The organism is Streptomyces sp. NPDC050508, from assembly GCF_040655155.1.
GTDB lineage: Bacteria > Actinomycetota > Actinomycetes > Streptomycetales > Streptomycetaceae > Streptomyces.
In genome coordinates this window covers 1-24,476 of sequence record NZ_JBFAJJ010000013.1, presented here as the reverse complement: position 1 = coordinate 24,476, position 24,476 = coordinate 1, and the positions used below count along the sequence as shown (strand labels likewise).

Annotated in this window: 21 protein-coding genes and 1 pseudogene; 7 read left to right on the top strand and 15 right to left on the bottom strand. The window is 70.3% G+C overall.

Going from position 1 to position 24,476, the window contains the following annotated elements; genetic code table 11:
- Window positions 1-72: 72 nt before the first annotated feature.
- The 3 genes from AB0I69_RS32110 to AB0I69_RS32100 all read left to right on the top strand — a co-directional run bounded on the left by AB0I69_RS32110 (window position 73) and on the right by AB0I69_RS32100 (window position 1,688).
- Window positions 73-474, top strand: a complete 402-nt coding sequence (locus AB0I69_RS32110; protein WP_363099243.1) for a hypothetical protein — start codon at window positions 73-75, stop codon at window positions 472-474.
- A gap of 154 nt (window positions 475-628) precedes the next feature.
- Window positions 629-1,300 (top strand): SigE family RNA polymerase sigma factor, encoded by a 672-nt coding sequence (locus tag AB0I69_RS32105; protein ID WP_363099242.1) that lies wholly within the window; start codon window positions 629-631, stop codon window positions 1,298-1,300.
- A 28-nt stretch (window positions 1,301-1,328) separates the two neighbouring features.
- Window positions 1,329-1,688 carry a hypothetical protein gene (locus tag AB0I69_RS32100; RefSeq protein WP_363099241.1) on the top strand — a complete coding sequence of 120 codons (360 nt, stop codon included), beginning with the start codon at window positions 1,329-1,331 and terminating at the stop codon, window positions 1,686-1,688.
- Between the two features lie 19 nt (window positions 1,689-1,707).
- On the opposite strand, the gene AB0I69_RS32095 is transcribed toward AB0I69_RS32100, so the two are convergent.
- From AB0I69_RS32095 to AB0I69_RS32045, 11 genes are all read right to left on the bottom strand, one after another.
- The gene (locus AB0I69_RS32095; protein WP_363099240.1) at window positions 1,708-2,703 is read right to left on the bottom strand and encodes a sugar kinase; all 996 of its coding nucleotides are present in this window, start codon (window positions 2,701-2,703) and stop codon (window positions 1,708-1,710) included.
- A complete protein-coding gene (locus tag AB0I69_RS32090; RefSeq protein WP_363099239.1) occupies window positions 2,700-3,347 on the bottom strand; it encodes a bifunctional 4-hydroxy-2-oxoglutarate aldolase/2-dehydro-3-deoxy-phosphogluconate aldolase in 648 nt (215 codons plus the stop codon). The genes AB0I69_RS32095 and AB0I69_RS32090 overlap by 4 nt, the downstream gene beginning before the upstream one ends.
- Before the next feature lie 30 nt (window positions 3,348-3,377).
- Complete coding sequence (locus tag AB0I69_RS32085) at window positions 3,378-4,199, bottom strand: hypothetical protein (RefSeq protein ID WP_363099238.1); 822 nt, start codon at window positions 4,197-4,199, stop codon at window positions 3,378-3,380.
- Window positions 4,196-5,341 (bottom strand): galactonate dehydratase, encoded by a 1,146-nt coding sequence (dgoD, locus tag AB0I69_RS32080; RefSeq protein ID WP_363099237.1) that lies wholly within the window; start codon window positions 5,339-5,341, stop codon window positions 4,196-4,198. Before dgoD ends, AB0I69_RS32085 begins: the two co-directional genes overlap by 4 nt.
- Window positions 5,338-6,075, bottom strand: a complete 738-nt coding sequence (locus AB0I69_RS32075) for a FadR/GntR family transcriptional regulator (protein WP_363099236.1) — start codon at window positions 6,073-6,075, stop codon at window positions 5,338-5,340. Before AB0I69_RS32075 ends, dgoD begins: the two co-directional genes overlap by 4 nt.
- A 34-nt stretch (window positions 6,076-6,109) precedes the next feature.
- Window positions 6,110-6,883, bottom strand: coding sequence for an SDR family NAD(P)-dependent oxidoreductase (locus tag AB0I69_RS32070; RefSeq protein WP_363099482.1), 774 nt, complete (start codon window positions 6,881-6,883; stop codon window positions 6,110-6,112).
- 61 nt (window positions 6,884-6,944) lie between these two features.
- Window positions 6,945-9,008, bottom strand: coding sequence for an alpha-galactosidase (locus AB0I69_RS32065; RefSeq protein ID WP_363099235.1), 2,064 nt, complete (start codon window positions 9,006-9,008; stop codon window positions 6,945-6,947).
- Complete coding sequence (locus AB0I69_RS32060) at window positions 9,005-9,853, bottom strand: carbohydrate ABC transporter permease (protein WP_363099234.1); 849 nt, start codon at window positions 9,851-9,853, stop codon at window positions 9,005-9,007. Before AB0I69_RS32060 ends, AB0I69_RS32065 begins: the two co-directional genes overlap by 4 nt.
- Window positions 9,853-10,788 carry a sugar ABC transporter permease gene (locus AB0I69_RS32055; RefSeq protein WP_363099233.1) on the bottom strand — a complete coding sequence of 312 codons (936 nt, stop codon included), beginning with the start codon at window positions 10,786-10,788 and terminating at the stop codon, window positions 9,853-9,855. The genes AB0I69_RS32060 and AB0I69_RS32055 overlap by 1 nt, the downstream gene beginning before the upstream one ends.
- A gap of 1 nt (window position 10,789) precedes the next feature.
- Window positions 10,790-12,079 (bottom strand): extracellular solute-binding protein, encoded by a 1,290-nt coding sequence (locus AB0I69_RS32050; protein WP_363099232.1) that lies wholly within the window; start codon window positions 12,077-12,079, stop codon window positions 10,790-10,792.
- A 74-nt stretch (window positions 12,080-12,153) separates the two neighbouring features.
- Window positions 12,154-14,283: a glycoside hydrolase family 27 protein gene (locus AB0I69_RS32045; RefSeq protein WP_363099231.1), complete on the bottom strand. Its 2,130-nt coding sequence runs from the start codon at window positions 14,281-14,283 to the stop codon at window positions 12,154-12,156.
- A 234-nt stretch (window positions 14,284-14,517) separates the two neighbouring features.
- On the opposite strand from AB0I69_RS32045, the gene AB0I69_RS32040 reads away from it, so the two are divergent.
- On the top strand, window positions 14,518-18,582 hold the full coding sequence (locus tag AB0I69_RS32040; protein ID WP_363099230.1) for a discoidin domain-containing protein: 4,065 nt from the start codon (window positions 14,518-14,520) through the stop codon (window positions 18,580-18,582).
- Here AB0I69_RS32040 and AB0I69_RS32035 read toward each other — a convergent pair.
- From AB0I69_RS32035 to AB0I69_RS32025, 3 genes are all read right to left on the bottom strand, one after another.
- Entirely contained in the window at window positions 18,566-19,309 is a 744-nt protein-coding gene (locus AB0I69_RS32035; protein WP_363099229.1) for an MBL fold metallo-hydrolase, read from the bottom strand. The genes AB0I69_RS32040 and AB0I69_RS32035 overlap by 17 nt on opposite strands.
- Window positions 19,310-19,342: 33 nt before the next feature.
- The gene (locus AB0I69_RS32030) at window positions 19,343-19,789 is read right to left on the bottom strand and encodes an SRPBCC family protein (protein WP_363099228.1); all 447 of its coding nucleotides are present in this window, start codon (window positions 19,787-19,789) and stop codon (window positions 19,343-19,345) included.
- A 101-nt stretch (window positions 19,790-19,890) separates the two neighbouring features.
- On the bottom strand, window positions 19,891-20,889 hold the full coding sequence (locus AB0I69_RS32025; RefSeq protein WP_363099227.1) for an alpha/beta fold hydrolase: 999 nt from the start codon (window positions 20,887-20,889) through the stop codon (window positions 19,891-19,893).
- Window positions 20,890-21,086: 197 nt separating this feature from the next.
- On the opposite strand from AB0I69_RS32025, the gene AB0I69_RS32020 reads away from it, so the two are divergent.
- Window positions 21,087-21,938, top strand: a complete 852-nt coding sequence (locus AB0I69_RS32020; protein ID WP_363099226.1) for a helix-turn-helix transcriptional regulator — start codon at window positions 21,087-21,089, stop codon at window positions 21,936-21,938.
- A 66-nt stretch (window positions 21,939-22,004) separates the two neighbouring features.
- On the opposite strand, the gene AB0I69_RS32015 is transcribed toward AB0I69_RS32020, so the two are convergent.
- Entirely contained in the window at window positions 22,005-23,051 is a 1,047-nt protein-coding gene (locus tag AB0I69_RS32015) for a LacI family DNA-binding transcriptional regulator (RefSeq protein ID WP_363099225.1), read from the bottom strand.
- 109 nt (window positions 23,052-23,160) lie between these two features.
- Here AB0I69_RS32015 and AB0I69_RS32010 point away from each other — a divergent pair, with 109 nt between their 5' ends.
- Window positions 23,161-24,339 carry a phytanoyl-CoA dioxygenase family protein gene (locus AB0I69_RS32010; RefSeq protein ID WP_363099224.1) on the top strand — a complete coding sequence of 393 codons (1,179 nt, stop codon included), beginning with the start codon at window positions 23,161-23,163 and terminating at the stop codon, window positions 24,337-24,339.
- 18 nt (window positions 24,340-24,357) lie between these two features.
- Window positions 24,358-24,476: pseudogene (locus AB0I69_RS32005) on the top strand (short-chain dehydrogenase); the annotation flags it as partial.

Below are 24,476 nucleotides of genomic sequence, written 5' to 3'. Positions count from 1 at the left end.
GCCTTCGCCACGGGAAGCCATCCGTGGCGGCGGCCCGCCAGTCCCGTCAGCATCGACGATTCGAGGAATCACATGTCTGCAGGTCACACCGTCCGCCGCAGCCTCCGCGCGGGCCGGGTGCGGATCGCCGTGGGCGTCACCGGCGCAGCCGCCGCGCTCGCCATCGGTGGCTCGTTCACCGCCCACGCCGACACCTCCGCTTCCGAGCCCACGCCGGTGCCCAGCCAGGTGACGTACAGCGAGCTGTGCCCGGAGCCGGTCGAGGCGGTGCCGAACGGAGTCGACGACACCGTCAAGGACAACCAGGTGTCGTACACGACGCTCAGCGAGGACCCGGTCGACGCGGTGCCGGGGAGCGAGTGCGTGGACCCGGGCCCGAACGTCGGCGACCCCGTCGACGCGGTACCCGACGGGAAGGACGCCGCCCCGGACCACTCCGCCAGGGACGCCAAGCCCGCACCCGCCAAGCGGTGACGGAGTCCGAACGCGCGGCTGAGCGCCGCTGATCGGCCACGGGCCATTCGGCGGCCCGTGCCGAGGTGGAGCCGCCGCGTACCTGCCCGGCGGCTCCACCGTCCGTCCGGTGATTCCGGGCGGGTGTACGAAGACCTTGCTGTCCTGGAGATCCATGAACGCGGCGACGACCCCGGCCTACGGTGTGCCGACGGACGGGCACAACCCCCTACGTTTCCCGGCTCGTACCTGGTCGGACGCCCTGCGACGGGCGCTACGGCACCTGGTGCGCGGGATGTCGCAGCGGCGCGAGGACATCCCGGCGGCACCGGACGCACCGGCCGCCCCCGCCGACCTCGGTGAACCCGGCATCGACGAGCTGTACGCCCACCGCCGACTGCCCCTCGTCCGCCTGGCCCTGCTCCTGGTGGACGACCTCCCCACGGCGGAGGACGTCGTGCAGGACGTCTTCGCCGCGCTCTACCGCCGCCACGGCGAGCGGCTCACCGGCCTGGACAACCCCGACGCCTATCTGCGCACCAGCGTGGTCAACACCTCACGCTCGGTCCTGCGCCGCCGCCGTACGGTACGGGCCCACGTCCCCGAACGCGAAGGGCACGCCCCGTCCGCCGAGGAACCCGTTCTCCTGCGCGAGGAGCACGGAGAAGTGATCGCCGCGCTGCACCGGCTGACCCGGCGGCAGCGTGAAGTACTGGTCCTGCGGTACTGGTCCCATCTCAGCGAGGCCCAGATCGCCGACACCCTGAGCCTGTCCCGCGGCGCGGTCAAGTCCACCGCGAGCCGCGCACTGGCCGCCCTGCGCCGAGAGTTGGAGGCGTCCCCATGAAGACACGCGTGACCCCGGAGGCGTCCCGATGATCGAACAGGACCTCGGTTCCGGCCTCCCTCCGGACCCCCTCGAAGAACGGCTGCGCCACGCCCTGCGCGCCCGGGCCGACTCCGTAGACCTGCACGCGCTGCGTCCTGCGGCCCCGCCGACCGGCCGTCCCCGGCTGTTCCGACTCCCGGCCCTCCACCCGGTCCGCCGCACCGCCGTCGCGTTGCTCGTCGTGGCCGCCGCGGTGATCGGCGTCCTGTTCGTGGCGATGCACGAGGTCCGGGAGCAGCCGGTCAGGCCCGCGAACCGCCCCTCGGTGTCACCCACCCCCAACGCCACCGACGCCGTACCCGATCCTCCGGGGCCGGGCGAGGTCACCGCATCGCTCAATCCCTGACCGAGCGCGATGCACCTGGTCACCCACGGAAACTGGTCCCGGCCCCGGCCGCCCACTCGCTCGTCGGAAGCTCAAGAAGCCGCTCGATCCGGGCGCTGTCCGGCAGGGGACCGTGATCGGCGGTCACCTTCAGGGCCGATGCGGCCGTGATGTGCCCCAGCCGCAGCGCACGCTCCATGCCTCCACCGCGCAGCAGCCCGGCCAGGACTCCGGCGGCGAACGCGTCGCCCGCGCCGACGGGCTCCACCACGTCCGTGTCCAGAGCGGGCACCGTCCGTACGCCTTCGTCGCTGAAGGCGATGGCGGAATGGCCACCGTCCTTGACGACGAGGAGGCGCGGATGGGGCAACAGCCCCCGTACATCGGCCGGTTGGAGGTCCGCGCCCCACAACTCCCGCGCCTCGTCGAGGCCGACGAAGGTGATGTCGGCGCGGTCGGCCAGGTCGCGCAGGACGGTGGCGGCCGTACCGGGCGGCCACAGCGCGGGGCGGTGGTTGACGTCGAAGCTGATGGCGTACGGCCGTTCAGCGGCCGGGACGGTGAGCGCGGTGGCCACCAGGCTCCGGCAGGAGGGGGACAACGCCGGTGTCACGCCGGTGAGATGGACGACGGAGGCCGTCCTCAGCTTGTCGTCGTCGAGTACGTCGGGGCCCATCGCCGAAGCCGCCGAGTTGCCGCGGTAGTAGTGGACCCGGGTCCGCGAACCGGTCGGCTCCTTCACGAGCAGCCCCGTGGGCCGCTCCGGATCACGCCGCACACCACTCACATCGACACCCGACGCGCCGACCTCCGCGAGCACCCGCCGTCCCAACGGGTCGTCGCCCACGGCCGAGAGCCACGAGACGGGAACCCCCAGATCCGCCAGATACATCGCCACGTTCGACTCCGCCCCGGCCACCGACACCCGCAGGTCGTCGGCGCACTCCAGCGACGAGGACGGGTCGGGGGCAAGGGCCGCCATGGTCTCCCCAATGCAGACGACCGCACCTTCGGCCGACTGCCAGCCGTTCTTCACGACGCCTCCCGCGCGAACGCAGCATTCTGTACGACGGTGAGCAGGGCGCGAGTTCGGGCGCGCAGCCCGGTCAGACTGCCGCCGTCGGCCGCGTCGCCGACCAGGGGTGAGCCGACGCCGACGGCGGTCGCTCCGGCGTCCAGATACGCCCGCGCGGCCAACTCGTCGACCCCGCCCACGGGTACGAACACCTCGTGCGGGAACGGGCCGCGCAACGCCTTGAGATAGGCGGGACCACCGGCCTCCGCGGCCGGGAAGATCTTCAGCGCGGCGACACCGAGGAGGCGCGCGGCGAGAATCTCCGTGGGGGTCAACACCCCTGCAATTACTGGCAGTTCAAGCCCTTTTGCCTCGCTGATGCCGTCCCCGAGTGCGGGGGTGACAGCGAAGTTCGCGCCGGCCGAGTGGGCGGCGCGGGCGTCGTCGGCGGTCAGGACCGTACCGGCGCCGAGGGGCCGGTCGGGGCCCAGTTCCTTGCGTGCCCGGGCGATGACGGACAGGGCGTCCGCACCGGTCAGGGACACCTCGATCAGTTCGACGCCCTCCTCGGCGAGGGTGAGTACGGTGCGTACGGCGGCTTCCGGGTCGGTACCGCGGACGATCGCGACCAGGCGGTGTGCGGCCAGGGCCGCTCGAAGATCCATGTGACGAATTCCCTTCCTGTACAGGTCGGTTCAGGCACAACGGCAGTTCGTGGACAGCGTCAGCCGCCACCGCACCTCGCCCGAGGCGGGCACCCGGGCGGCGTCATCAGGACCCGCCTCGGCGAGGTCGAAGACGCGGCCGAGCATCGGTTCCACACCGGTGCTGCGGTAGGGGTACGCGGCGGGAAAGCCGCCCAAGTTGCGCCACAGGGCGATGGACACGGGCTGTCCGTCGGCTTCGAGAGCTACGGCGAGACGGTCGACTCCGTCGTGCACACAGCAGCGAGAAGCGTCCACGACGGCTCCTACGGCGGTGCCGTCATCCGGGCCGAAACGGTCCAGGCGCAGCCCGCACGGCACGGGCCAGTCGCCCTCCACCCATGAGGCACCGTCCGGCCACGCCCGGTCCAACAGCCGTGCCGCCTCGGGGAAGACCCGGGTGCGCGCGCCGTCGCGGATGCGCAGAAGCGCACTGTCGGATAGGTCGAGCAGAGCATGAGCAGCCCACACGAAACGGAAGCCCGCGTCGGCCTTCAGAACGTAGTCGGCCACGGCCCCGTCGGTGGTGGCACGCACCGTGCGCGCGAGAGTGAAGCGGTCGCAGTGGAGGACATCCGCTTCTCCCTCGCGCACCCAAGGCCGCGACCAGGCGTCCCCATGGTCCGGAGCGCCCCGAACCGTGGGGATGCATTCCTCCAGTCCGCCCGCGTCGACAAAGGCATCGCCCGGTGACGCCTTCTCCCGCTCCGGTGCCTCACGCCGCCACAGCCATTCGCGCCCCGCCGTTGTGCGCAGTGAGGTCCAACGCCCGCCGTGCGCACGGTCGATAACGATGTCCAACGGCACGGTCACCACTCCGCGAACGAGCCGTCGGGGTGCCGCCACACGGGGTTGCGCCAGGCGTGACCGGTGCGGTCGGCGGCGCGTACGGCGGCCTCGTCGATCGTGATGCCGAGGCCGGGGATGTCGCCGCGCAGGGCGTGGCCGTTGACGAACCGGAACGGCGCCGGGTCGACGAGGTAGGACAGCAGGTCGGCGTCCTTGTTGTAGTGGATGCCCCGACTCTGCTCCTGGATAAGGAAGTTGGGGGTGGCGAACGCGACCTGCAGACTGGCCGCCAGCGCGATCGGGCCGAGTGGACAGTGCGGGGCGAGTTGGGCGCCGTAGGCCTCCGCGAGCGAGGCGATGCGGTGCACCTCCGAGATGCCGCCCGCGTGGGACAGGTCGGGTTGGGCGACGGCGATGCCCGCGGCGAGCGGGGGCAGGAACTCGGCGCGTCCGTAGAGGCGTTCACCGGTGGCGAGCGGAACCGGGCTCGACGCGACCAGGCCGGCCAGCTGATGGCCGTGCTCGGGCAGGACGGGTTCCTCCACGAACAGCGGGTGCAGCGGGGCGAGTTCGGCGAGGACGCGGCGGGCGCCGGCGGCGGTGAAGCGGCCGTGGAAGTCGACGGCGACATCGCGGTCGGGGCCGAGTGCCTCGCGGGCGGCGGCCACGCGGGCGACGATCGCGGCGGTCTCGGCGGGGGTGGGGATCGGTGAGGTGGCTCCGGCGGCGTTCATCTTCACCGCGGTGAAGCCCGCCTCGACCTGGGCGGCTATCTGCTCGCTCAGCTCGGCGGGTTCGTCGCCGCCGACCCAGGCGTAGACCCGGACGCGGTCGCGCACGGGACCGCCCAGCAGGGCGTGCACGGGAGCGCCGTACGTCTTTCCGGCGATGTCCCACAGGGCCTGGTCGAGGCCGGCGACGGCGCTGGAGAGGATCGGGCCGCCCCGGTAGAAGCCGCCCTTGGACATCACCTGCCAGTGGTCCTCGATGCGCAACGGGTCCTGGCCCACGAGGTGTTCGGCCAGCACGTCGACTGCGGCGCGGACGACTTCGGCGCGCCCTTCGACGACCGGTTCGCCCCAGCCGACCACGCCCTCGTCGGTCTCGACGCGGCAGAACAGCCAGCGGGGTGGGACGAGGAAGGTCTCGACACGGGTGATCTTCACTGAGACCGGGAGCCTTCCGTTTCTTCGGAGTCGCCGAGGCGATCCAGATCGCGGCCGGCCTGGTCGAGCAGGGCGCGCATCGCGGCCTCGGCGGCCTGTGGGTCCTGGTCGCGTACGGCGTCCAGTACGGCGCGGTGGGCCGGGACGGGGTCCTCGCTGTGTGGGGCGCTGTGCACGATGCGGTCGCGGTGGGCCAGGCCGGACTCGATCACCATCTCCATGCGTTCGAGGAGTTCGTTGTGGGTGGCGGCGAGCAGGGCACGGTGGAAGGCGAGGTCGGCCTCGACGGCGTGGGCGGCGCCGGTGCCCTCCTCCCCCATCGCGTCGAGGGCGCCGTCGAGGGCGGCCAGGTCCGCGTCGGTGCGGCGCTGGGCGGCCAGGCGCACGGCGGCGGGTTCGATGATGGCGCGTACTTCGGCGAGGTTGTGCAGCAGTGCACGGTCGGACTCTGAAGTGGAGGCGCCCTCGAACTGCCAGCGCAGCACGTCGGCGTCGAGCAGGTTCCACTCGGCGCGGGGGCGTACGAAGGTGCCGCGCCGCTGCCGGGCGTCGACCATCCCCTTGGCCGCGAGCACCTTCAGCGACTCGCGCAACGCGGTCAGGCTCACGTCCAACTCGCTCTGCAGCGCCACGAGATCCAGCGTGGCCCCCTCGGGGATCTCACCGCCCAGGATGCGGCGGGCGAGGAGTTCCACGGTCTGGCCGTGCACGCCTCGACGGGCATAGGGCGTCATGTCGTACAGCCTTTCTGCTGGTTGGGGAGCGTGGTCATGCGGAGGCCTTGACGACGCTCCAGCCGCCGTCCACCACGAGACTCGTGCCGGTGATGAAGGAGGCTTCGTCGGCGCTGAGGAACGCGATGGCCGCGGCCACTTCCTCAGGCGTGCCGAAGCGGCGTACGGCCGTCTCGGCGATGCTGCGTTCCCGTTCCTCGGGCGGCACCCTGTCCCAGGCGGCAGTCAGTATCGGTCCCGGCAGGACGGCGTTGACGCGCACAACAGGCCCGTATTCGACGGCGAGTTGACTGCACAGGGAGAGCAGGGCTCCCTTGGCGGCGGCGTAGGCGGGATGCCCGGGTATGCCCTTGTGGGCGTGCACGGACGAGGTCAGCACCACCGCGCCCCGCCGCTCCTCCAGGTCGGGCAGCACCGCCCGGAAGCCGAGGAAGCTGCCGGTCAGATTGACGTCGAGCTGCCGCTGCCAGGACGGCACGGTCATCTTGTGAGCGGGTGTGACGTCGACGGTGAAGGCGTTGCTGACGAGGACGTCGACGGGCCCGAAGGCGTGCGCGGCGCCGACGATCCGCGCCCAGTCGTCCTCGACCGCGACATCGGCGGCCACGAACCGCGCCCGCCCGCCGTCCTTCCCGATCCGCTCCGCCACCGCCTCGCCCCGCTCCTCGGCGATGTCGGCGAGCACGACGGCGGCTCCCTCCTCGGCGAGGCGTACGGCCGTGGCGGCTCCGATGCCGGAGGCCGCTCCGGTGACCACGGCCGTGCGTCCGGTGAAACGGGCGCCGTGCCGTCGTACGGACTGCTCCATCGTGGGGATCGACTCCTTCGCGTCCTTCGCGAGCAAGGGCTTGCTGGGAAACATACGGGGCTCACTCACGTATCAGCACGACCAGGTCGGCATCATGATCGACACTCCACGCGAACGGCAGCCCGTAGTGCAGCAGATGGGCTCCGCTGTACGTCGTCCCGGTCGCCGTGTCCCGGTAGCCCGCCGCCGGTTCGAGCCCGCGCAACCGGAGCCGGTCCGGGCGCCCCGGCATGAGCGGGGCCCCGTCGAGACGCCCGGTGCTCAGTGCGGCGACGACCGTGCGGTCACCGGCGTCGTACTGCACGCCGCAGCTCGGGTCCTCCAGCGCACCGAGGAGCCGTGCCTCGCCGTGATGGATCACGTCCCGCACCTCCTTGTACCGGCCGATCCACCGAGCCGCCTCGGCCCGCTGCTCCGGCGTCCAGGCGCGCAGGTCGGCGCCGACGCCGAGCACCCCGCACATGGCGTTGACGAAGCGGAAGGCGAGACTGCGCGGGCGTGGGTCGAAGATGCCGGGCGCGTCGGTGACCCAGGAGCTCATGACGTGCGGGGCGTGCGCGTGGAGGAAGCCGTACTGGGTCGAAAGCCGGTCCAGCGGTGCGGTGTTGTCGCTGGGCCAGACCACGTCGGTGCGCGCGATGGCCGCGTGCTCGATCCGCCCGCCACCGCCCGCGCAGCCCTCGACCGTGACATCGGGGTGGGCGGAACGGAGGTGGTCCAGGACACGCAGATACCCGGCGACATGCTCGGCGTCGAGATCGACACGGCCGGCACCGGGACGGCCCCGCTCGGTGGGCGGGCGATTCATGTCCCACTTGAGGTAGCTGATGTCGTACGAGCCGAGCAGCCGGTCGAGCGTCCCGATCACGAAGTCCTGGACGTCGGTCCGGCCCAGGTCGAGGAGGAGTTCGTTGCGGACGAGTCGGCCGGGGCGGCCCTCGATCCGGTAGACCCACTCGGGGTGTTCGGCGTACAGGCGGCTCCCGGGGCTGACGGCCTCGGGCTCGATCCACAGGCCGAAGTCCAGTCCCAACGCCCGAACATCCGCGACGAATTGGCCGAAGCCCTGCGGGAAGGCCGCCGGGTCCGGCCACCAGTCGCCGAGTCCCCCGGTGTCGTCGGCGCGACCGGTGAACCACCCGTCGTCCACGACGAACAGTTCGGCCCCGATGTCGGCAGCCGTCTTCGCCAGCTCCAGTTGCCCGGCCGCGTCGACGTCGAAGCCGGTGGCCTCCCACGAGTTGTAGAGGACCTTGCGGGGGCGGTGCAGGCGCGCGCCGGAGAGGTGCCGTTCGTAGCGGTGCCAGACTCGGGAGAGTCCGTCGAGGCCGTCCGGGCTGAAGGCGCAGGCGAGTTGGGGCGTGGCGAGGGTTTCGCCGGGTGCCAGCGGCACCGCTCCCTCGTGCGGCACCCGACCCGCTCGTACTCGTACGGCACCGCCCGGTTCCGCCTCGGCGGTGATGTGCCAGTTGCCGGGCCAGGCGAGGGCGATGCCGTACGCGGCCGACGCCTCGCCGTCCTGCACCGCGAGCCAGGGCGCGTACGCGTGGCCCGGCGCACCTTGCAGGCTGCCGATGGTGAACGTGCCTCTGGGCAGGTCGAGTTGGGTGCGCTGGAACTCCTGCGACCACTGGCCCGTGAGGTACGTCAGTCGGGCGAGGCCGGAGACGGGGATGTTCACGGCGGCCGAGTCGGGTCGCTCCAGGCGCAGTTCGTGGGTGGCGGTGAACTCCGTCCAGCGGAGGATCACATCCGTACCCGGGACGCTCTCGTAATGGAGGACGGTACGCAGGCCCAGCAGCTCGTCGTGGAAGGCGAGCCGTAGCGCACCCTCGTCCCCCTCCGCCCCGGTGAACTCCCACCACACGCCCCGGTTGTCCCCGTCCGGACGGGACGCCACCAGCTCGGAGCCGGTGAACGGCCTCAGCCCGTACGGCAGATACTCGGCCGGCGCCGCGTCGGCGGGCGTGATGAAGTGCGTGCGCCTCGACCAGTCCAGGGCGGACGGACCGTCCTCGACGCCGAGCGGTCCCCATGCGTCGAGTTCGGCCCAGGGGCCGTCCGGGGACAGGCGCACGGTGTAGCTGGTGTTCTCCGTGCGCAAGGTCCAGCGCTGGTACGTCACTTCACCGCCCCGAGGTTGAGCCCGGCCACGAAGTGGCGCTGGAAGCGCAGGAACACGGCGACCGTGGGCGCGGCGGCGATGACGGAGCCGGCCGCGATGACGTTCCACATCGACACGAACTGCCCCTGAAGTCCGATAAGGGCGGCGGTGATCGGCATCTTGGTGTCGCTGCGCAGCACGGTGATCGCCCAGAGCAGGTCGTTGAAGATCCAGGTGAAGGACAGGGCGCTGAGCGCGGCCAGGGCGGGGCGGGTCAGCGGAAGGATGATCCGCCAGAAGATCTGCCAGGGCCCTGCGCCGTCGACGACCGCCGCCTGCTGGATCTCCGCCGGGATCGACCGCATGAACCCGTGCAGGACGAAGACGTAGAAGCCGACGCCGAAGCCGATCTGCACGCCAATGAGTGCGGGCAGGGTGTCGAAGACGCCCATCACCTCGCTGAGCTTGGACACCGGGATGAGCAGGATCTGCGGTGGGAGCAGGTTGCCGCCGAGCATGAGGAGCAACAGGGAGCGGCGGAAGGGAAGTTCGTAGCGGCTGAGGGCGAAGGCGGCCATAGCGGCGAGGGCCAGGGTGATCAGGACGCAGGGGATGGTGACGACCAGGCTGTTGATGAGGGCGCGCTGCTGGCCGCCGTCGACCCAGGCCTGGCGGAAGTTGCCGAGGGTGAAGGAGTGCGGCCAACTGCCCAGGCCGTTCGCCGCGATGTCGTCGAAGGAGCGCAGGCTGGTCACCAGGACCAGGGCAATGGGCAGCAGCCACAGGATCGCCAACGTGCCTGCGCCCAGGTGGAATCCGGCGGTCGCGGCCCGTTTGCGCCGCAGGGCCGTGGAGTTGGCGGACATCAGTCGGCCTCCCTGAACGCGCGGACGAGGTAGGAGCAGATGACGCCGAAGGCCAGTACGAAGATGACGACGGCGAGTGCGGAGCCGTAGCCAAGTCGTAGGGACTGGAAGGCGGTTGAGTACATGTAGGTGCTCAGCAGCTCGGAGGAGTGGTAGGGGCCGCCGCGGGTCAGGGACCACACGACGTCGAAGGAGCGCAGCGAGTCGATGACGATGACCGACAGAACTACCGCGTTGACGCTGCGGAGTTGAGGCAGGGTGATGTGCCGCAGTCGCTGCCAAGGGCTCGCGCCGTCGACCTTGGCGGCCTCGTACAGGGCCGGGTCGATGCCTTTGAGGCCGGCCAGGTAGAGGACCATGACGTAGCCGATCTGGCGCCACAACGCGGGCACGATCACGGCGTACAGGGCGGTGTCCTGGTCGGCGAGCCACGCGTGGCGCAGGCTGCCGAGACCGACGGACTGGAGGAGTTGGTTGAGGACGCCGTCGGGTTGATAGATCGCCTGCCAGACCAGAGCGGTGGCGACCAGGGAGAAGACGACCGGCAGGAACAGGGCCGCGCGGTAGAACCCGACGCCGCGCCGCTCCTGTTGGAGCAGGAGTGCGGCGGCGAGGCCGAGCAGGGCGGACAGGCCGCCGAAGAGGACGAGCCAGAGGACGGTGTGGCCGGCCGCGCTGCGGAAGACGTCGTCGTGGGCCATCTCCCGGAAGTTGTCCAGGCCGACGAACTGCGGTGGGGAGACGCCGTCCCATTTGGTCAGGGCGAGGTAGAAGCCCTGCACGGCGGGCCAGAACACCCACACCGCCTCGACGAGGAGCGGGACGAGGACGAAGGCGAGCACCAGCGGGGGTGTGCGCCGGGGGCCCCGGGGCCGCTTGCCCGTGGCGGGCGTGCGGGCCGGGGACTTCCGGTCGGGCGCGGTCAGGACGGCCATGTCAGGCGTTCCAGATCTTCTCGGCGTCGCGCTGCCAGTCGGTGAGGATGCTGCCGATCGACTTGGGCTTGGCCAGGAACTTCGTCAACGCGTTGTCCGCGGTGGGCTGGAGGGCGTCGCTGGAGTCCCGGTTGAAGAACTGGGTGACCTCGGTCGCCTCCGCGACGTGCTTGCGGCCCTTCTTGACCAGAGCGGTGCCCGCGTCCTTCGCGTCGGGGTTGCAGGGCAGGACGGTGCCGGAGGAGCCCTTGATGTAGATCTCCTGGGCCTCGGCGGTGGCGAGGTACTTCATCAGGTCGATCACCTGGTCGTGGCGGCCGGTGCGGGCGCTGGCGAAGTAGCCGTCCACTGGCGCCTCTTCGGCGAGCGGGACCTTGGAGTCGATGATCGGGAAGCGGAAGAAGTCGACGTCGGCGAGGGCGCTCTTGGGGGTCGCGTCGGCGAAGAAGGTGCCGATGAGCATCATGCCGCTGCGGCCGTTGAGCAGGGAGGTCGACGCGTCCTGGAAGGCGACGGCGGCGCCGTTCGGATCGAAGTACGGCAGCACCTCCTGCCAGCGGTCGAAGACCTTGCGCACCTCGGGGTCGTCGAACCGGTGCTTCCCTGCGAGGAGTTCACGGTGGTACTGAGCGCCGTTGATGCGGATGTCGAGGTAGTCGAACCAGGCCGAGGCCACCCAGGCCGTGCCACCGCCGGCTCCCAGCCCGATCGGGTTGACGCCCTTGCTCTTGAGCTTGTCGCACAGGTCGAGGAACTCGTCCCAGGTCTTGGGCTCGCTCACACCCCACTTGGCGAAGTTGGACTTCCGGTAGAACATGCCCCACCAGTAGTAGGTGTTGGGCACGAACACCTTCTTGCCGGAGCTCGCGGTGCACAGCGAGTTGAGCGCCTTGGTGTAGCGCTTGAGGTCGGGCGACGTGGTCCACGCCTCGTCGAGGTCGAGCAGCAGGTTCTTCTTGGCGTAGGCGTCCGCCACCGAGCCGGGGTACCAGGTGTACACGTCCGGCGGGTTGGCCGAGGTGAGGTACGTCGGCAGCTGGGTGCGGAAGGTCTCCGCGGCGACCGTGTTGAGGCTCGCGCGCTCCGACCCCTTCTTGCCGTACGCGGCGACGAGGTCCTCCATCGCGGTCTTGGCCTGCGGGGCGGAGAGGTTGGACTGGAGTGTCACCGCGCCCTTCGAGGAGCTCTTGCCGGAGGAGGTGGAGGTGACACAGCCGCTGAGCAGCGCCGCCGTCCCCGCGGCACCGAGTCCGGCGAGGAATCGGCGTCGGTCTGGCTGATGGTTCGTCATGGATGGCTCCCTGTGGATCCCGCGCGGATCCAGGTTCACGTGGCGTCCCCACCACGTCAAGAATAATTACTAATTTATTTGAACTGGGTCAGGTGGACGTAGCCGTCGACTCCGCGGAACACCGCGTCGACCGTCCCGTCCGGCCCGGCCACCGCCCCGAGCGCACCGTCGAACGCGGCGCTGGGGAAGGCCTGTTGCTTGGTCCAGCCCTGCCAGGCACCGTTCTCGTACCGCTGCTGCCAGAGCGTGTAGTCGGCGGCCCGCACGTACAGCACTACGGCGTCCCCTACGGCGACCAGCGTCGGACTCCCGCTGACGGTCCCGCCGACCGACACCCACGGCGACCACTCCCCCGACGTTTCCCGGGTCCGCGTCCACACGTCGTCGGCCGCGCTGCGCACGGCCACATGAACCCGACCCTGGGCGTCGACGACGGCGGACGGGCGGCCGTACACCGGCCTGCCGTCGGGTGCGCCGAGCGAGGTCCAGGCGGACGACGGGCCGCGCTGCACGACCTGCCCGTCGGAGCCGGTGGCGAACAGCGTCCAGTTCCCGGAGTCGGTGAACGCCACCGACGGCGCATCGGCCACCTGACCGCCCAGGCCCTGCCACGCACCCCAGCGACCGCCGACGTAGACCCGCCGGTAGACCCGGGAGTCGGCGCCACGCACGAAGACGTCGATCCGGCCGCCGGCCGAGGCGTACGCGGCGGGCTGGCCGAGGATCCCGCCCTTCGCGGGACCGCCGAGATCCCGCACTCCGGCATCCGCGTGCTGGACGAGCGACCCATGCGGTCCGCGCAGGAACGTCGTGAGCGTGTCGCCGTCGCGGACGACGGCCGGGCTCGCCGTGGCCTTCGCGCCCAGGTTCGTACCGGGCAGGGCGTCCGCCCCGGTCAGCTTCAGGAACGCGGTGCCGTGCGCGGGAACCTCGACGGTGTACGACCCCGTGTGCGCGCCCCGGTCCGCGCGTGCCCGCAGATCCCTGACCTGGACCGGTCCGCCGAGCCCGACGTCCGCGAACTGCACGGTGCGCAGGGCGGGTTGGTCGGACCGGTTGAGCAGGACAACCGCGCGCCGTCCGTGTCCTTCCAGCACCTTGCTGTACACGTCGCCGACCGAGTCCGAGGCCACCCGCACGCCCTGGATCGCCAACGGATCCTGGTCGACGGCGATGATCTCCGGGTTGCGCAGGGTGGCGAGCATCGAGTCCGACAGGGTGCGCGGGTCGGATCCCAGGACGAGCGGCGAGGCCATCTCGGCCCACATCACGTACTGCGTGGTGGACTCCTCCTGGCTCAACTCCAGGGCTCCGTCCGTCATTTGACGCATGGGGATGAGGTAGTCCGGGTCGTTGTAGTGACCGGGTCCCTGCGCCTCGGGGTGCCAGGCGTTCGCGTCCATGTTGCGCAGGATGTTGGGCCACTGGCCGGGGCTCGGGGTGCCCCAGGCGATGTCCGTGCCGGTGCGCCAGGAGTCGGCGATGGTCGGGCCGTAGACGTACGTGTTGTGCGCGTCCTGCTCGGGGGTGTGCGGCAGGCCCCAGTCGTCGGTGAGCGGGTTGCACAGGTTCAGCAGCATCTTGCGGCCGGACTTGGCGACCGCGTCGCTGAACTCCTTGAACGCCGGACCCGGATCGAGCTTGGCGCCGATGCCGCACAGGAAGTCGACCTTGACCGCGTCGATCTTCCAGCCGGCGAACTGCCGTGCGTCCTGGTCGTAGTACCCGCGACTGCCGAGCCCGCAGCTCTTGCCGCCGTCGTAGGTGCCGGCGTCGGTGTAGATGCCCGCCTTGAGGCCTCGCTGGTGAAGGTAGGAGACCAACGCGGGTATGCCGGACGGGAAGCGGTCCGGGTTGGCGACCAACCGGCCGTCGGCATCACGCGGGTTGTCGGCCTGCCAGCCGCCGTCGAGCCACACGATGTCGTAACCGGCGTCCCGCAGACCGCTGTTGACCAGCTTGTCCGCGGCACTGCGCACCTGCTGCTCGGTGGGCGCGCCCAGACCGTAGTAGGTGTTCCAGCCCATGTAGGGCGTCGGCGCGAGGCCGCTGTCGTAGTAGTCGGGTGCGCCCTGGTCGACGCCGGTCTGCGCCGTGGCCACCGGGGCCGCGGTCGCCGCCAGTACGGTCGCGATGGCGACGACGGTGGCTCGGCGCGTCCGTCTCGAAGCCGCGGGTGTGCGGACCTGCGGGTGTGAAGTCACTTGCCTCTCCCGAGGGTTGGGAAGCAGGAGGACGTGACGCGGGCCGCGCTGCGGCAGAGGACTTCCGGCGTCACGGCGACGACTGTGGCGCGCGTCCGAAACCCTGTCAACATTAATTCCTAATTTATTAGAAGGAAGGTCGAACCTTGCACCAGGGGTTGACAGAGCTTCCCTCTCGTCCCAGCCTTTGGCAACGTTGTCAGTGCCGCCGACGTCTGATGGGACATCACGCTCATGACGGATCAGCCGAGTTCACCACGCCTGTCGCGCCGTTCCTTCGTCACCACGGGTTCCACCCTGCTTGCGGGGTTCGGTCTCGGTTTCCGGTCGCCCATGTCGGCCGCCGCGGCCCCCTCCCCCGGTGAACTCGCGCTCCACCGCCCCGTGTCCGTGTCCTCGACGGCCTACGCACCCACCCCGGGTTCGTTCGTGGTGGACCGGCTCGCCTCACCGGGTGTGCGCGGCAGTGGCTGGCGGGCCGCGGCGGGGGACCCGCAGTGGATCTCGATCGATCTGCAGGCCGCGTGCGACGTCACGTCGATCCGCCTGACCTTCGAGGCCGATGCGAGCGACCCGGTGTTCACGCCCCCCGCCACGGGCAATCCGGCCGACGGCACAACAGGCAAGGAGATCCAGTCGAGTTACGCGGTCGAGTACGTCGTCGAGACGTCGACCGATCACGCGTCCTGGACCAGCGTGTACCGCACCACGGCGGGCACGGGCGGCGTGGTGACCATCCAGCCTCCGCGCCCGGTCACCGCACGCTGGGTACGCATGACCTCGCTCCGGCGCTCCAACCCCAACCCCCTTGGCCTGAACGGCTTCGAGGTCTACGGCACCGCAAAAGGGCACCGGCCGTCGGCGACGGGCTGGACGGACTGGGGCACCGACTCCGGACCGGCACCCGAGCTGGCGGTGGCCGAGGACGGCACGGTTCCGGTGGAGTCCGGCTGGCGGCTGACGCTCGACGACTGGGCCGGCGCCGACGGCACGGAGTTGTCGAAGACGTCCGTCGACACCAGCGGTTGGCTGCCGGCCACCGTGCCCGGCACGGTACTCGGCTCACTCGTGGACCAGGGCAGGCTGCCCGACCCCGTGGTCGGACTGAACAACCTCCACATCCCCGAGGCCCTGTCACGCCATTCGTGGTGGTACAAGCGGGACTTCGAGGTGCCGCGCAGCCTGCGGACCGGGGCCGGGCGCCGGATCTGGCTGGAGTTCGACGGCATCAACCACACGGCCGACATCTGGCTCAACGGTCACCACGTGGGCGGTCTGACGTACCCCTTCGCCCGCTCGGCCCACGGCGTGACGGAGCTGCTCGCGACCGGCGGCGGGGCGAACGCGCTCGCGGTGAAAATCACGCCCATGCCGGTACCCGGCAGCCCCGGCGACAAGGGCCCCGCTGGCGAGTCCTGGGTGGACGCGGGTGCCAACCAGATGAACCTCAACTCCCCCACCTACCTGGCCTCTTCGGGCTGGGACTGGATGCCGGCGGTACGCGACCGGGCCGCCGGCATCTGGAACCACGTCCGGCTGAGATCGACCGGCCATGTCGTGATCGGCGATCCGCGGGTCGACTCCGTCCTGCCGGACCTGCCCCAGGTGTCGGTCGCCGAGCTGACGATCGTCGTCCCGGTCCGCAACGCCGACTCCGCCGACCACCGGACGACGGTCTCCGCCTCCTTCGACGACGTACGGGTCAGCAAGGTCGTCACCGTGCCGGCGGGTGAGAGCGTCGAGGTCACGTTCACCCCTGACGCCTTCGGTCAACTACGGCTGCGCGACCCGGAGTTGTGGTGGCCCAACGGTTTGGGTGACCCGGCCCTCCACAAGCTCACCATCACCGCCATGCTCGACGGCTCCGAGAGTGACCGCCGCACCACCCGGTTCGGCATCCGCCAGTTCGGCTACGCGTACGAGGTGCCGCTGCCGTTCGCCAACTCCGGTGACACCTATACCCAGTCCGTGCCCTTCGACCGGCAACAGGCCCGGTACGTGCGCGTCAAGTGCCTTACTAGGGCGTCGGGTTGGGGAAACTCCCTGTGGACCCTGGCCGTACGCGACAGTGCCCGGCCCGCCACCGACCTCGCCCTGCACGCGCAGGCCGACGCTTCGACTACGGACGGGGACGACCACGGTCCGGCCAACGTGACCGACGGCGATCCCGGCACCCGCTGGTCCTCGGCCTACGCGGACGACCAGTGGATCCGGGTCGACCTGGGGTCCGTGCAGTCCTTCGACGGGATCGACCTGGTGTGGGAACAGGCGTACGCGAAGACCTTCGTGGTGCAGGTCTCCCCCGACAACGCCACGTGGACCGATGCCGCGTCGGTGGACAACAGCGCGGTTCCGCTGCCCTTCAACAACGGCAACGCGAGCCTCCAGGTGGAGGACTTCGCTGTCCGGACCGCCCGTTACGTCCGTATCAACTGCGGGCTGCGCAACACCAGTTGGGGCAATTCACTGTGGTCCCTCGGTGTCATCGACAGCGCCGCCCCCGGCACCGACCTGGCCCTGCACCAGAAGACGACCGCGTCCACCGAGGATCCGGACCACCCGGCCGCGCACGCCACCGACGGTGACACGAGCACCCGTTGGTCCTCGGAGTACGAGGACCACCAGTGGATCCAGGTCGACCTCGGGGCCTCGAAACGTTTCGACCGGGTCGCGATCCTCTGGGAGTCGGCCTACCCGAAGACGTACGTGATCCAGGTGTCGGACGACGCGGACACCTGGACCGACGTGAAGTCGGTGTCCAACACCCCCGATCCATTGAAGATCAGCGTGAACGGAGTGCGGGTGCTCGCCCGCGGCGGCAACTGGGGCTGGGACGAGCTGCTCCGCCGGATGCCGCCGGAGCGGATGGACGCGGCCGTGCGGATGCACCGGGACATGAACTTCACCATGATCCGCAACTGGGTGGGCACGTCCGACCGGGAGGAGTTCTTCGCCGCCTGCGACGAGCACGGAATCCTGGTCTGGAACGACTTCCCCAACGCGTGGGGCATGGACCCGCCGGACCACGACGCCTTCAACTCGATCGCGCGGGACACCGTCCTGCGCTACCGCATCCACCCCAGCGTGGTCATCTGGTGCGGGGCCAACGAGGGCAACCCGCCCGCCGCCATCGACCAGGGCATGCGCGAGGCCGTGGAGGGACAGGCCCCCGGCATCCTCTATCAGAACAACTCGGCCGGCGGCATCATCACCGGCGGCGGCCCGTACGGCTGGGTGGAACCGGAGAAGTACTTCGACCCCACCACCTACGGCAGCAAGGACTTCGGCTTCCACACCGAGATCGGCATGCCCGTCGTCTCCACCGCCGCCAGCATGCGCAACATGACGGGCGACGAGCCCGAGTGGCCGATCCGCGGCGCGTGGTACTACCACGACTGGAGCGAGCGCGGGAACCAGGCACCGCAGACGTACAAGGCGGCCGTAGAAGCACGCCTCGGCGCGACCACCGGCCTGGACGACTTCGCGCGCAAGGCCCAGTTCGTCAACTACGAGAACACGCGCGCCATGTTCGAGGCCTGGAACGCGAACCTCTGGGACAACGCCAGCGGTCTCATGCTGTGGATGTCCCACCCGGCATGGCACAGCACGGTCTGGCAGACCTACGACTACGACTTCGACGTCAACGGCACGTACTACGGCGCCCGTTCGGCCTGCGAGCCGCTCCACGTCCAGGCCGATCCCGAGGGGCAGGTCATCGCGGTCAACCACACGCGCGACGGCCTGAAGAACGCCGTGGTCTCAGCGCAGTTGATCGATCTGACGGGCCGTCGGCTCGGCGGGAACGCGAGCGCCCGACTGGATGTGTCACCGGCCGCGACCGCGAAGGCGTTCACCGCACCCTGGACCGACGACCTGCCCGACCTGCATCTCCTGCGCCTGACGCTGGAGGGCGGTGACGGCCGGGTCCTGTCGCGCAACACCTACTGGCGCTATCGCACACCGGCCGCCATGCAGACGTTGAGCAGCGCACCACGGACGAAGGTCTCCGCGACGATCGGACGCCTGTCCCGCTCCGGAACCCGTGCCGAACTGACCGCCACCGTACGGAACGACGGTCCGGCCGTAGCCGCCATGGTCCGTCTCTCCCTGACGAACGACACGACCGGCCGGCGCGTGCTGCCGACGCTGTACAGCCACAACTACCTGTGGCTGCTGCCCGCCGAGTCGCAAACCGTCACCTTGTCCTGGCCGGTCCGGGCCCTGACCTCGGGCCGTCCGCTCCTGACAGTGGAGGCGTACAACAGCCGCCCCTCGACGGCCTTCAGTGGAGGTCGATGACGAGACCGCTGTCGGCGATCATGACCTCGCCGTCGTATGCCCGGCGGGCGGCGTCCACGAAGTCGTGCGGGTCCGATCCGGGCCACAGATGGGTGAGTACGAGACGACCCACCTGCGCTTGAGCGGCGTACTGGCCGGCGTGCCGCGCGCTGGACAGGTACTTGGCGGAGTGCTCGGGCACTTCCTCGGCGTAGGTGGCCTCGGCAATGAGTACATCGGCGTCCCGCGCCAGGTCCGTGATGTCGGGGGACGGCCCGGTGTCACCGGTGTAGGCCAGCCGCCGCCCGCCGGCTGTCAGCCGCATGCCCGCGTTGGGCACCCAGTGCGGCAACGACCGGGTGGCCACCGCGAACGGACCGATCTCGAACTCCGCGCCCGGTATGAACTCGTGCAGCAGACAGGCGGCGTCCAGCATTCCCGGCCGGTCCAGTGCGAGGACCGCGTCGAGAGCCCGGGGCGGGGCGAAGACCGGGAGCGCGGACGGCGGGTCGTCGTCCAGCGCCCTGGCCCGCAGCAGCGGGTTCAGGTCGGCGCAGTGGTCGGGGTGTCCATGACTGATCAGCACCGCGTCGACGCCGTGCGCGGGCGTGTGCTCCAGCAATCGGGGAAGGGCGGCGTATCCGAGGTCGATGACGAGCCGAAATCCCTCGTGCTCCACCAGGAAACCACTGCACGCCAGACCGGCCGACGGCCAGGCACCACAGCCCCCCAGCACAGTGATCCGCATGATCTCCCCCTGACCGTATCGGGGAACAGCGTCTCAGGACGCCTCCACCGCCGTCTTGATCCGCTGCCCGAACGCGGGTGCGTCCTTGCGTGCCGCACCCAGTGCGAAGCCCACCAGCAGCTTTCCGATGCCGTGGCCTTCGAGGACGTTGAAGATCCGCACCTTGGTCGTGCCCGGACCGGTGGACTCCAGGTCGTACCCGCCCTCGTCGGCCGTCACGACGTTCTTCGAGGCCTCCGTCCAGCGGATTCGGTTGGGGGCCTCGAATTCGGTGATCCGGAACGTCCGGCCCGTCTTCATGCCGGCGTCCTTGACCGTGCTCGTGAAGACCGTGCCCACGGCCGTCGGCCCCTCCGGAGTCTTGGTGATCTCCTGGACCCGCGGGCTGAACTTGGGGTCGTTCGTACCCTCGGAAAGGAAGGCGAAGACCTCCTCGATAGGGCGGTTGATCTCGGCTGTCGCCTCAAACTGACCGGCCACGATTCCTCCTGTGCTGCGGTTGGAGTTCCGGCTGGGTGCGCACTGATGTGCCGAGCACCATCAGCGTATCGGCGCGGGTCCGGCCGTGCTCCTCATCGGCGCTATGACGGGGGACCGTCACGACGCATGGTCTCGCTGAAGAACGCCCAGATGGCGGCGGGGCCGTTGAACGTGTGGTCGGTTCTGCCCATGAGCCGGGGGAAGCGGTAGTCGGGGTTGGGGATCGTGTGGCCGCCGCCGGAGACCGTGAACGCCACGACGGGGGCCTTGCCGGGCTGGGTGTAGCGGGTCTCGATCACCGACGGGCCGTCCGACCCGTCCTGGGGCGGTCGGGTGGGTGGCCAGCTGGTCGGGGGCCGGGTGATGCCGTTGACCTCGGCGAAGGCTCGGGCGGTGGCCTCGGCGGAGAGTACGTTGCCGCGCTTCTGGAAGCCGAAGATGCTGGCCTCGCCGCCCTCGTACGGCATGATCGGGTCGCGGGTGCCGGCGATGAGCAGGACGGGCAGTGGGGACTTCGGCTCCGGGAAGGCCCACTGGTCCGGTGTCGGCAGGCCCGCCCCGATCACCGCGATGGCGGCGATCCGCTCCGGTGTCCGGGCGGCGAGGCGAAAGGCCAGCTGGCCGCCGTTGGAGAACCCGGTGACGAACACCCGGGCAGAGTCGATGCCGTGCCCCTGCCGGAACCGCTCGACGAGCGCGGCGATCAGGCCCTCGTCGTCGATGTCCTCCTTGCGGGCGGGGGTGACGGCGGCGGTCCGGCCGTCGTTCCAGCCACGCTTGTAGCCGTCCGGATAGATCACCGCGAACCCGTGCCGCTCGGCCAGTCTGTCGAAGCCGTATCCGGTGGCCGTACGAATGGTCTTCCCGTCCTGCTGTGAGCCGTGCAGGACGAACAGGAGGGGTGCGCCGGGCGGCAGGTCCGCGGGGACGAAGGCCCGGTACGTGCGTGTCCGCTCGGCCACGGTGATCGTGTCCACCGTCACCGGGGCGCTGAGCCGTGGTTCGACGGGTGCGGGGGTGTGCAGGAGGTATCCGTACGCGGCGGCGCACACCAGCGCCACCACGCCGATCGCGGCCAACGCCGTCGCCAAGGCACTCATCGGTGTGCCCCCTGGTCATGCGCGCCTGTCGTGCATACCCGCCGTACCAGCATGGCCCTGTCCTCACGTCGTTGCCCGTACGTCCCCGTACTCCAGGGCGTTCTGTCTGCGCTTTCACCCTGCGGTGGCGGCCGGGGCGGTATCCAGGGACCGGGAGTCCGTGGCTGCCACGCGTGCCCCGCCGTACCGTGGTGACCATGGACAAGCAGGCTCTCGCGGCGTTCCTGCGCGGCAAACGAGAACGTGTACGCCCCGAGGACGTCGGCCTGCCGCACGGGCCCAGGCGTCGTACCCCTGGGCTGCGCCGCGAAGAGGTCGCCCAGCTCGCGCACATCTCCGTGGACCACTACAGCCGACTGGAACAGGCCCGCGGACGTCATCCCTCACACGCCGTCCTGACCGGCATCGCCCGTGCGCTGCGCCTGTCCGACCAGGAGCGCACCCACCTCTTCCGCCTCGCCGGAGAGGCGGCGCCCGAGCGTGCGCAAGCGCCCTCCCGCGACGTGGACCCCGGCACACTGAACCTGCTGGAGCGCCTCACCGACGCCGGCGCCCTCGTGCTCGACAACACGTGCCGGGTCCTGGCCTGGAATCCGCTGGCGGCAGCCCTCTTCGAGGACTTCTCCGCCCTGACCGGCCCGGACCGCAATGTCATCCGCCGCTACTTCCTGCACCCCGACGCCGAGCACCACGCCTACGGCATGACCCGGCCCCACCGGTTCGTGACCGCGGCCGTCAGCTATCTGCGCGTCGCCACCGCCCGCTACCCGGACAACGCCGAACTCCGCACCCTCGTCGACGAGTTGCTCACCGGCAGCGAGGACTTCGCCCGGCTGTGGTACTCGCACGAGCTGCGCATCGAACACCACAACCACCAGGAGATCCGGCACCCCCAAGTCGGGCCGATCGACCTGGACTTCGACGTCCTGACCGTGCCGGGCCAGGACCAGCAGCTGGTCATCTTCACCGCCGAGCCCGACTCCCGCGCCTACCGGACCCTGCAACTGCTCAAGGTCATCGGCACCCAGCGCATGGACATCGCCACCTGATCCACCACGTGCCGTATCGGCAGCGGGACTTGAGCAGGAAGCGCACGAACGCCCGACTCCTCGACGTCAGTCGGCCATCGGTACGGACGGCGCCCCCGGCGGCATGTTGAACGGTGTGACCACCTGGATCGCCGAGGGCAGTGACGGGCCGTCGTCGGGGAGCGCCTTGTGGGCGCGCATGATGATCTGGCAGGCGCGGCGCATGTCCTGGCGCAGGTCGTGGTGGAGGACCGCGGACAGCCGGCGCTCGCGCAGCAGGCGGGTGTTGTCGTGGTCGAGGTCGTGGGCGATGAACACCGCGCATTCCCGGCCGAGCGTGTCGAAGGCGTCGAGGGTGGCGAGGTTGCCGCCGCCCGCGGAGTAGACAGCGATGATGTCCTCGTCCCGTTTGAGTGCCTCCAGGACGAGTTCGTGCTGGGTGGCGTCCAGGCCGTCGCTGTCGGTGACCTCCACCAGAGAGCGCTGCGGGTCGGCGAGGCGCATCGCGCTGCGGAAACCCATCTCGCGCTCCTCCTCGCCCCGGAAGGAACCCCGGCTGATGGTGGTCAGCACGTTGCCGGGCCGCTTGCCCAGCCACTGTCCTAGGAGGTAGGCGGCGGTCGTGCCGGCCGCGCGGTTGTCGATGCCGACGTACGCCAGGCGGGCGCTGTGGGGCAGGTCGGTCACAAGGGTGACGACCGGGATGCCGACCGCGACCAGCCGGCCGACCGCCGCCGCGATCTCCGGCTCGTCGGGGGCTTTGAGGATCACGCCCTGCGTACCGCGCTTCGCGATTCCGTCCAGGGTTCCGATCAGTTCGGCGGGCGGGCAGGTCTCGCGGAAGTGGAAGCGGGAGCGCACGTGAGCGGGATGCAGCGAGGGCAGCTCGGCTTCGAGTGCGTCCCGTACGGCGGTGGAGAACCGTGCCGGGCTCTGCATCACGATGTCCATCATGAAGGTGCGGCCACCGAGCCGGACCTGGCTCTGCTGGCGGTCCAGGTCGCTGATGGCTTCCTGGACCTCTCTGATGGTGTTCTCCGTGACGTTGCCCCGCTGGTTGAGGACACGGTCCACGGTGGCCGTGCTCAACCCGGCCTGCCGGGCGATTTCCCTGATCGGGTACGGATGTCGCATGAGTGATCTCCCGGACCGATGATGCACTTTTGATGTAGCGGCAAGCATTGAATGATGGGTTTGGGTTCTCAAGACTGGCAGAAACGCACCGACAGCGAAAGGGACCCGGATGTCTCCCGTAACCGCAGCGACGCGGACCTGGCTGACCGAGGCGGACTGCGATCTCGACGCGTTCCGCTCACTCGTGGAGCAGCGCACCGACCTCGCCGACCACCCCTCGGCCGAGCGGATCGAACAGAACGTCCCGCTCTACGACAGCGACCGGCTCCGCTCCCTGGCCACCTCCCCGGAGGGCCGCCGGAGCGTGCAGGACGAGTTGGTGCGTGCTCTGCTGGACGGGCCCGGCATCGTGGTCCTCAAGGGCGCGTTCCCGGACGAGGCGGTCGTGGACCGGGCGTCCGAGGCCTTCCGTGCGCTGATCGAGGAGGAGCGGGCGAGCGGTGCGGCCCGCGGTGACCACTTCGCCAAGCCCGGCGCGAACGACCGGGTCTGGAACGCCTTGGACAAGGTGGCCGTACGGGCGCCGGAGGTGTTCGCGGACTACTACGCCAACGACATCCTGGAGCTGATCTCCGAGGCCTGGCTCGGCCCCGCCTACCAGGTCACCTCGCAGGTCAACGTGGTCAACCCGGGCGGTGCGGCACAGAACGTCCACCGCGACTACCACCTCGGCTTCCTCTCCCAGGAGCAGGCGGCGGCCTATCCCGCGCACGTCCACCGGCTCTCGCCGGTGCTGACCCTGCAGGGTGCGGTGGCCCACTGCGACATGCCCGTCGAGTCCGGCCCGACCCTCTATCTGCCGCACTCACAGAAGTTCGAGCCCGGCTATCTCGCCTGGCGACTCCCGCAGTTCGTGGAGTACTTCGACGCGCACCATGTCCAACTCCCCCTGGAGAAGGGCGATGCGGTCTTCTTCAACCCGGCGCTCTTCCACGCCGCCGGGCACAACCGCTCGGCCGGCATCAGGCGCATGGCCAATCTGCTGCAGGTCTCCTCCGCCTTCGGCCGTGCCATGGAGACGGTGGACCGCGAGGCGATGGCGAACGCACTGTTCCCGGTGCTGCTGAGCCGCAAGGCCGAGGGCGTCTCGGAGGACTGGCTGCGCCGCGTGATCGCCGCCACCGCCGAGGGCTACCCCTTCCCGACCAACCTCGACCTCGACCCGCCGGTCGACGGCCTCGCCCCGCCCTCCCAGGCCGACACCCTCCGCCAGGCCGTCGCCGAGGACTGGGAGCCCGAGCGGCTGCGCCACGAACTGAAGGCGGCCGCCCAGCGCCGCCAGAGCTGAGAAGGACACATCACTCTCATGGGACTCCTTGAGGACAAGGTTGTCCTCGTCAACGGCGGCAGCCAGGGCATCGGCGCGGGCATCGTCCGAGCGGCCGTACGGGAAGGCGCGAGCGTCGTCTTCACCGGCCGCCGCGC

Coding starts and splice junctions, on each gene's coding strand:
- AB0I69_RS32050 (WP_363099232.1), bottom strand. CDS start 12,079: ATGACGAACCATCAGCCAGACCGACGCCGATTCCTCGCCGGACTCGGT.
- AB0I69_RS32020 (WP_363099226.1), top strand. CDS start 21,087: ATGGACAAGCAGGCTCTCGCGGCGTTCCTGCGCGGCAAACGAGAACGT.
- AB0I69_RS32010 (WP_363099224.1), top strand. CDS start 23,161: ATGTCTCCCGTAACCGCAGCGACGCGGACCTGGCTGACCGAGGCGGAC.
- AB0I69_RS32090 (WP_363099239.1), bottom strand. CDS start 3,347: ATGGATCTTCGAGCGGCCCTGGCCGCACACCGCCTGGTCGCGATCGTC.
- AB0I69_RS32040 (WP_363099230.1), top strand. CDS start 14,518: ATGACGGATCAGCCGAGTTCACCACGCCTGTCGCGCCGTTCCTTCGTC.
- AB0I69_RS32105 (WP_363099242.1), top strand. CDS start 629: ATGAACGCGGCGACGACCCCGGCCTACGGTGTGCCGACGGACGGGCAC.
- AB0I69_RS32025 (WP_363099227.1), bottom strand. CDS start 20,889: ATGAGTGCCTTGGCGACGGCGTTGGCCGCGATCGGCGTGGTGGCGCTG.
- AB0I69_RS32100 (WP_363099241.1), top strand. CDS start 1,329: ATGATCGAACAGGACCTCGGTTCCGGCCTCCCTCCGGACCCCCTCGAA.
- AB0I69_RS32060 (WP_363099234.1), bottom strand. CDS start 9,853: ATGTCCGCCAACTCCACGGCCCTGCGGCGCAAACGGGCCGCGACCGCC.
- AB0I69_RS32075 (WP_363099236.1), bottom strand. CDS start 6,075: ATGACGCCCTATGCCCGTCGAGGCGTGCACGGCCAGACCGTGGAACTC.
- AB0I69_RS32055 (WP_363099233.1), bottom strand. CDS start 10,788: ATGGCCGTCCTGACCGCGCCCGACCGGAAGTCCCCGGCCCGCACGCCC.
- AB0I69_RS32015 (WP_363099225.1), bottom strand. CDS start 23,051: ATGCGACATCCGTACCCGATCAGGGAAATCGCCCGGCAGGCCGGGTTG.
- AB0I69_RS32035 (WP_363099229.1), bottom strand. CDS start 19,309: ATGCGGATCACTGTGCTGGGGGGCTGTGGTGCCTGGCCGTCGGCCGGT.
- AB0I69_RS32110 (WP_363099243.1), top strand. CDS start 73: ATGTCTGCAGGTCACACCGTCCGCCGCAGCCTCCGCGCGGGCCGGGTG.
- AB0I69_RS32070 (WP_363099482.1), bottom strand. CDS start 6,883: ATGGAGCAGTCCGTACGACGGCACGGCGCCCGTTTCACCGGACGCACG.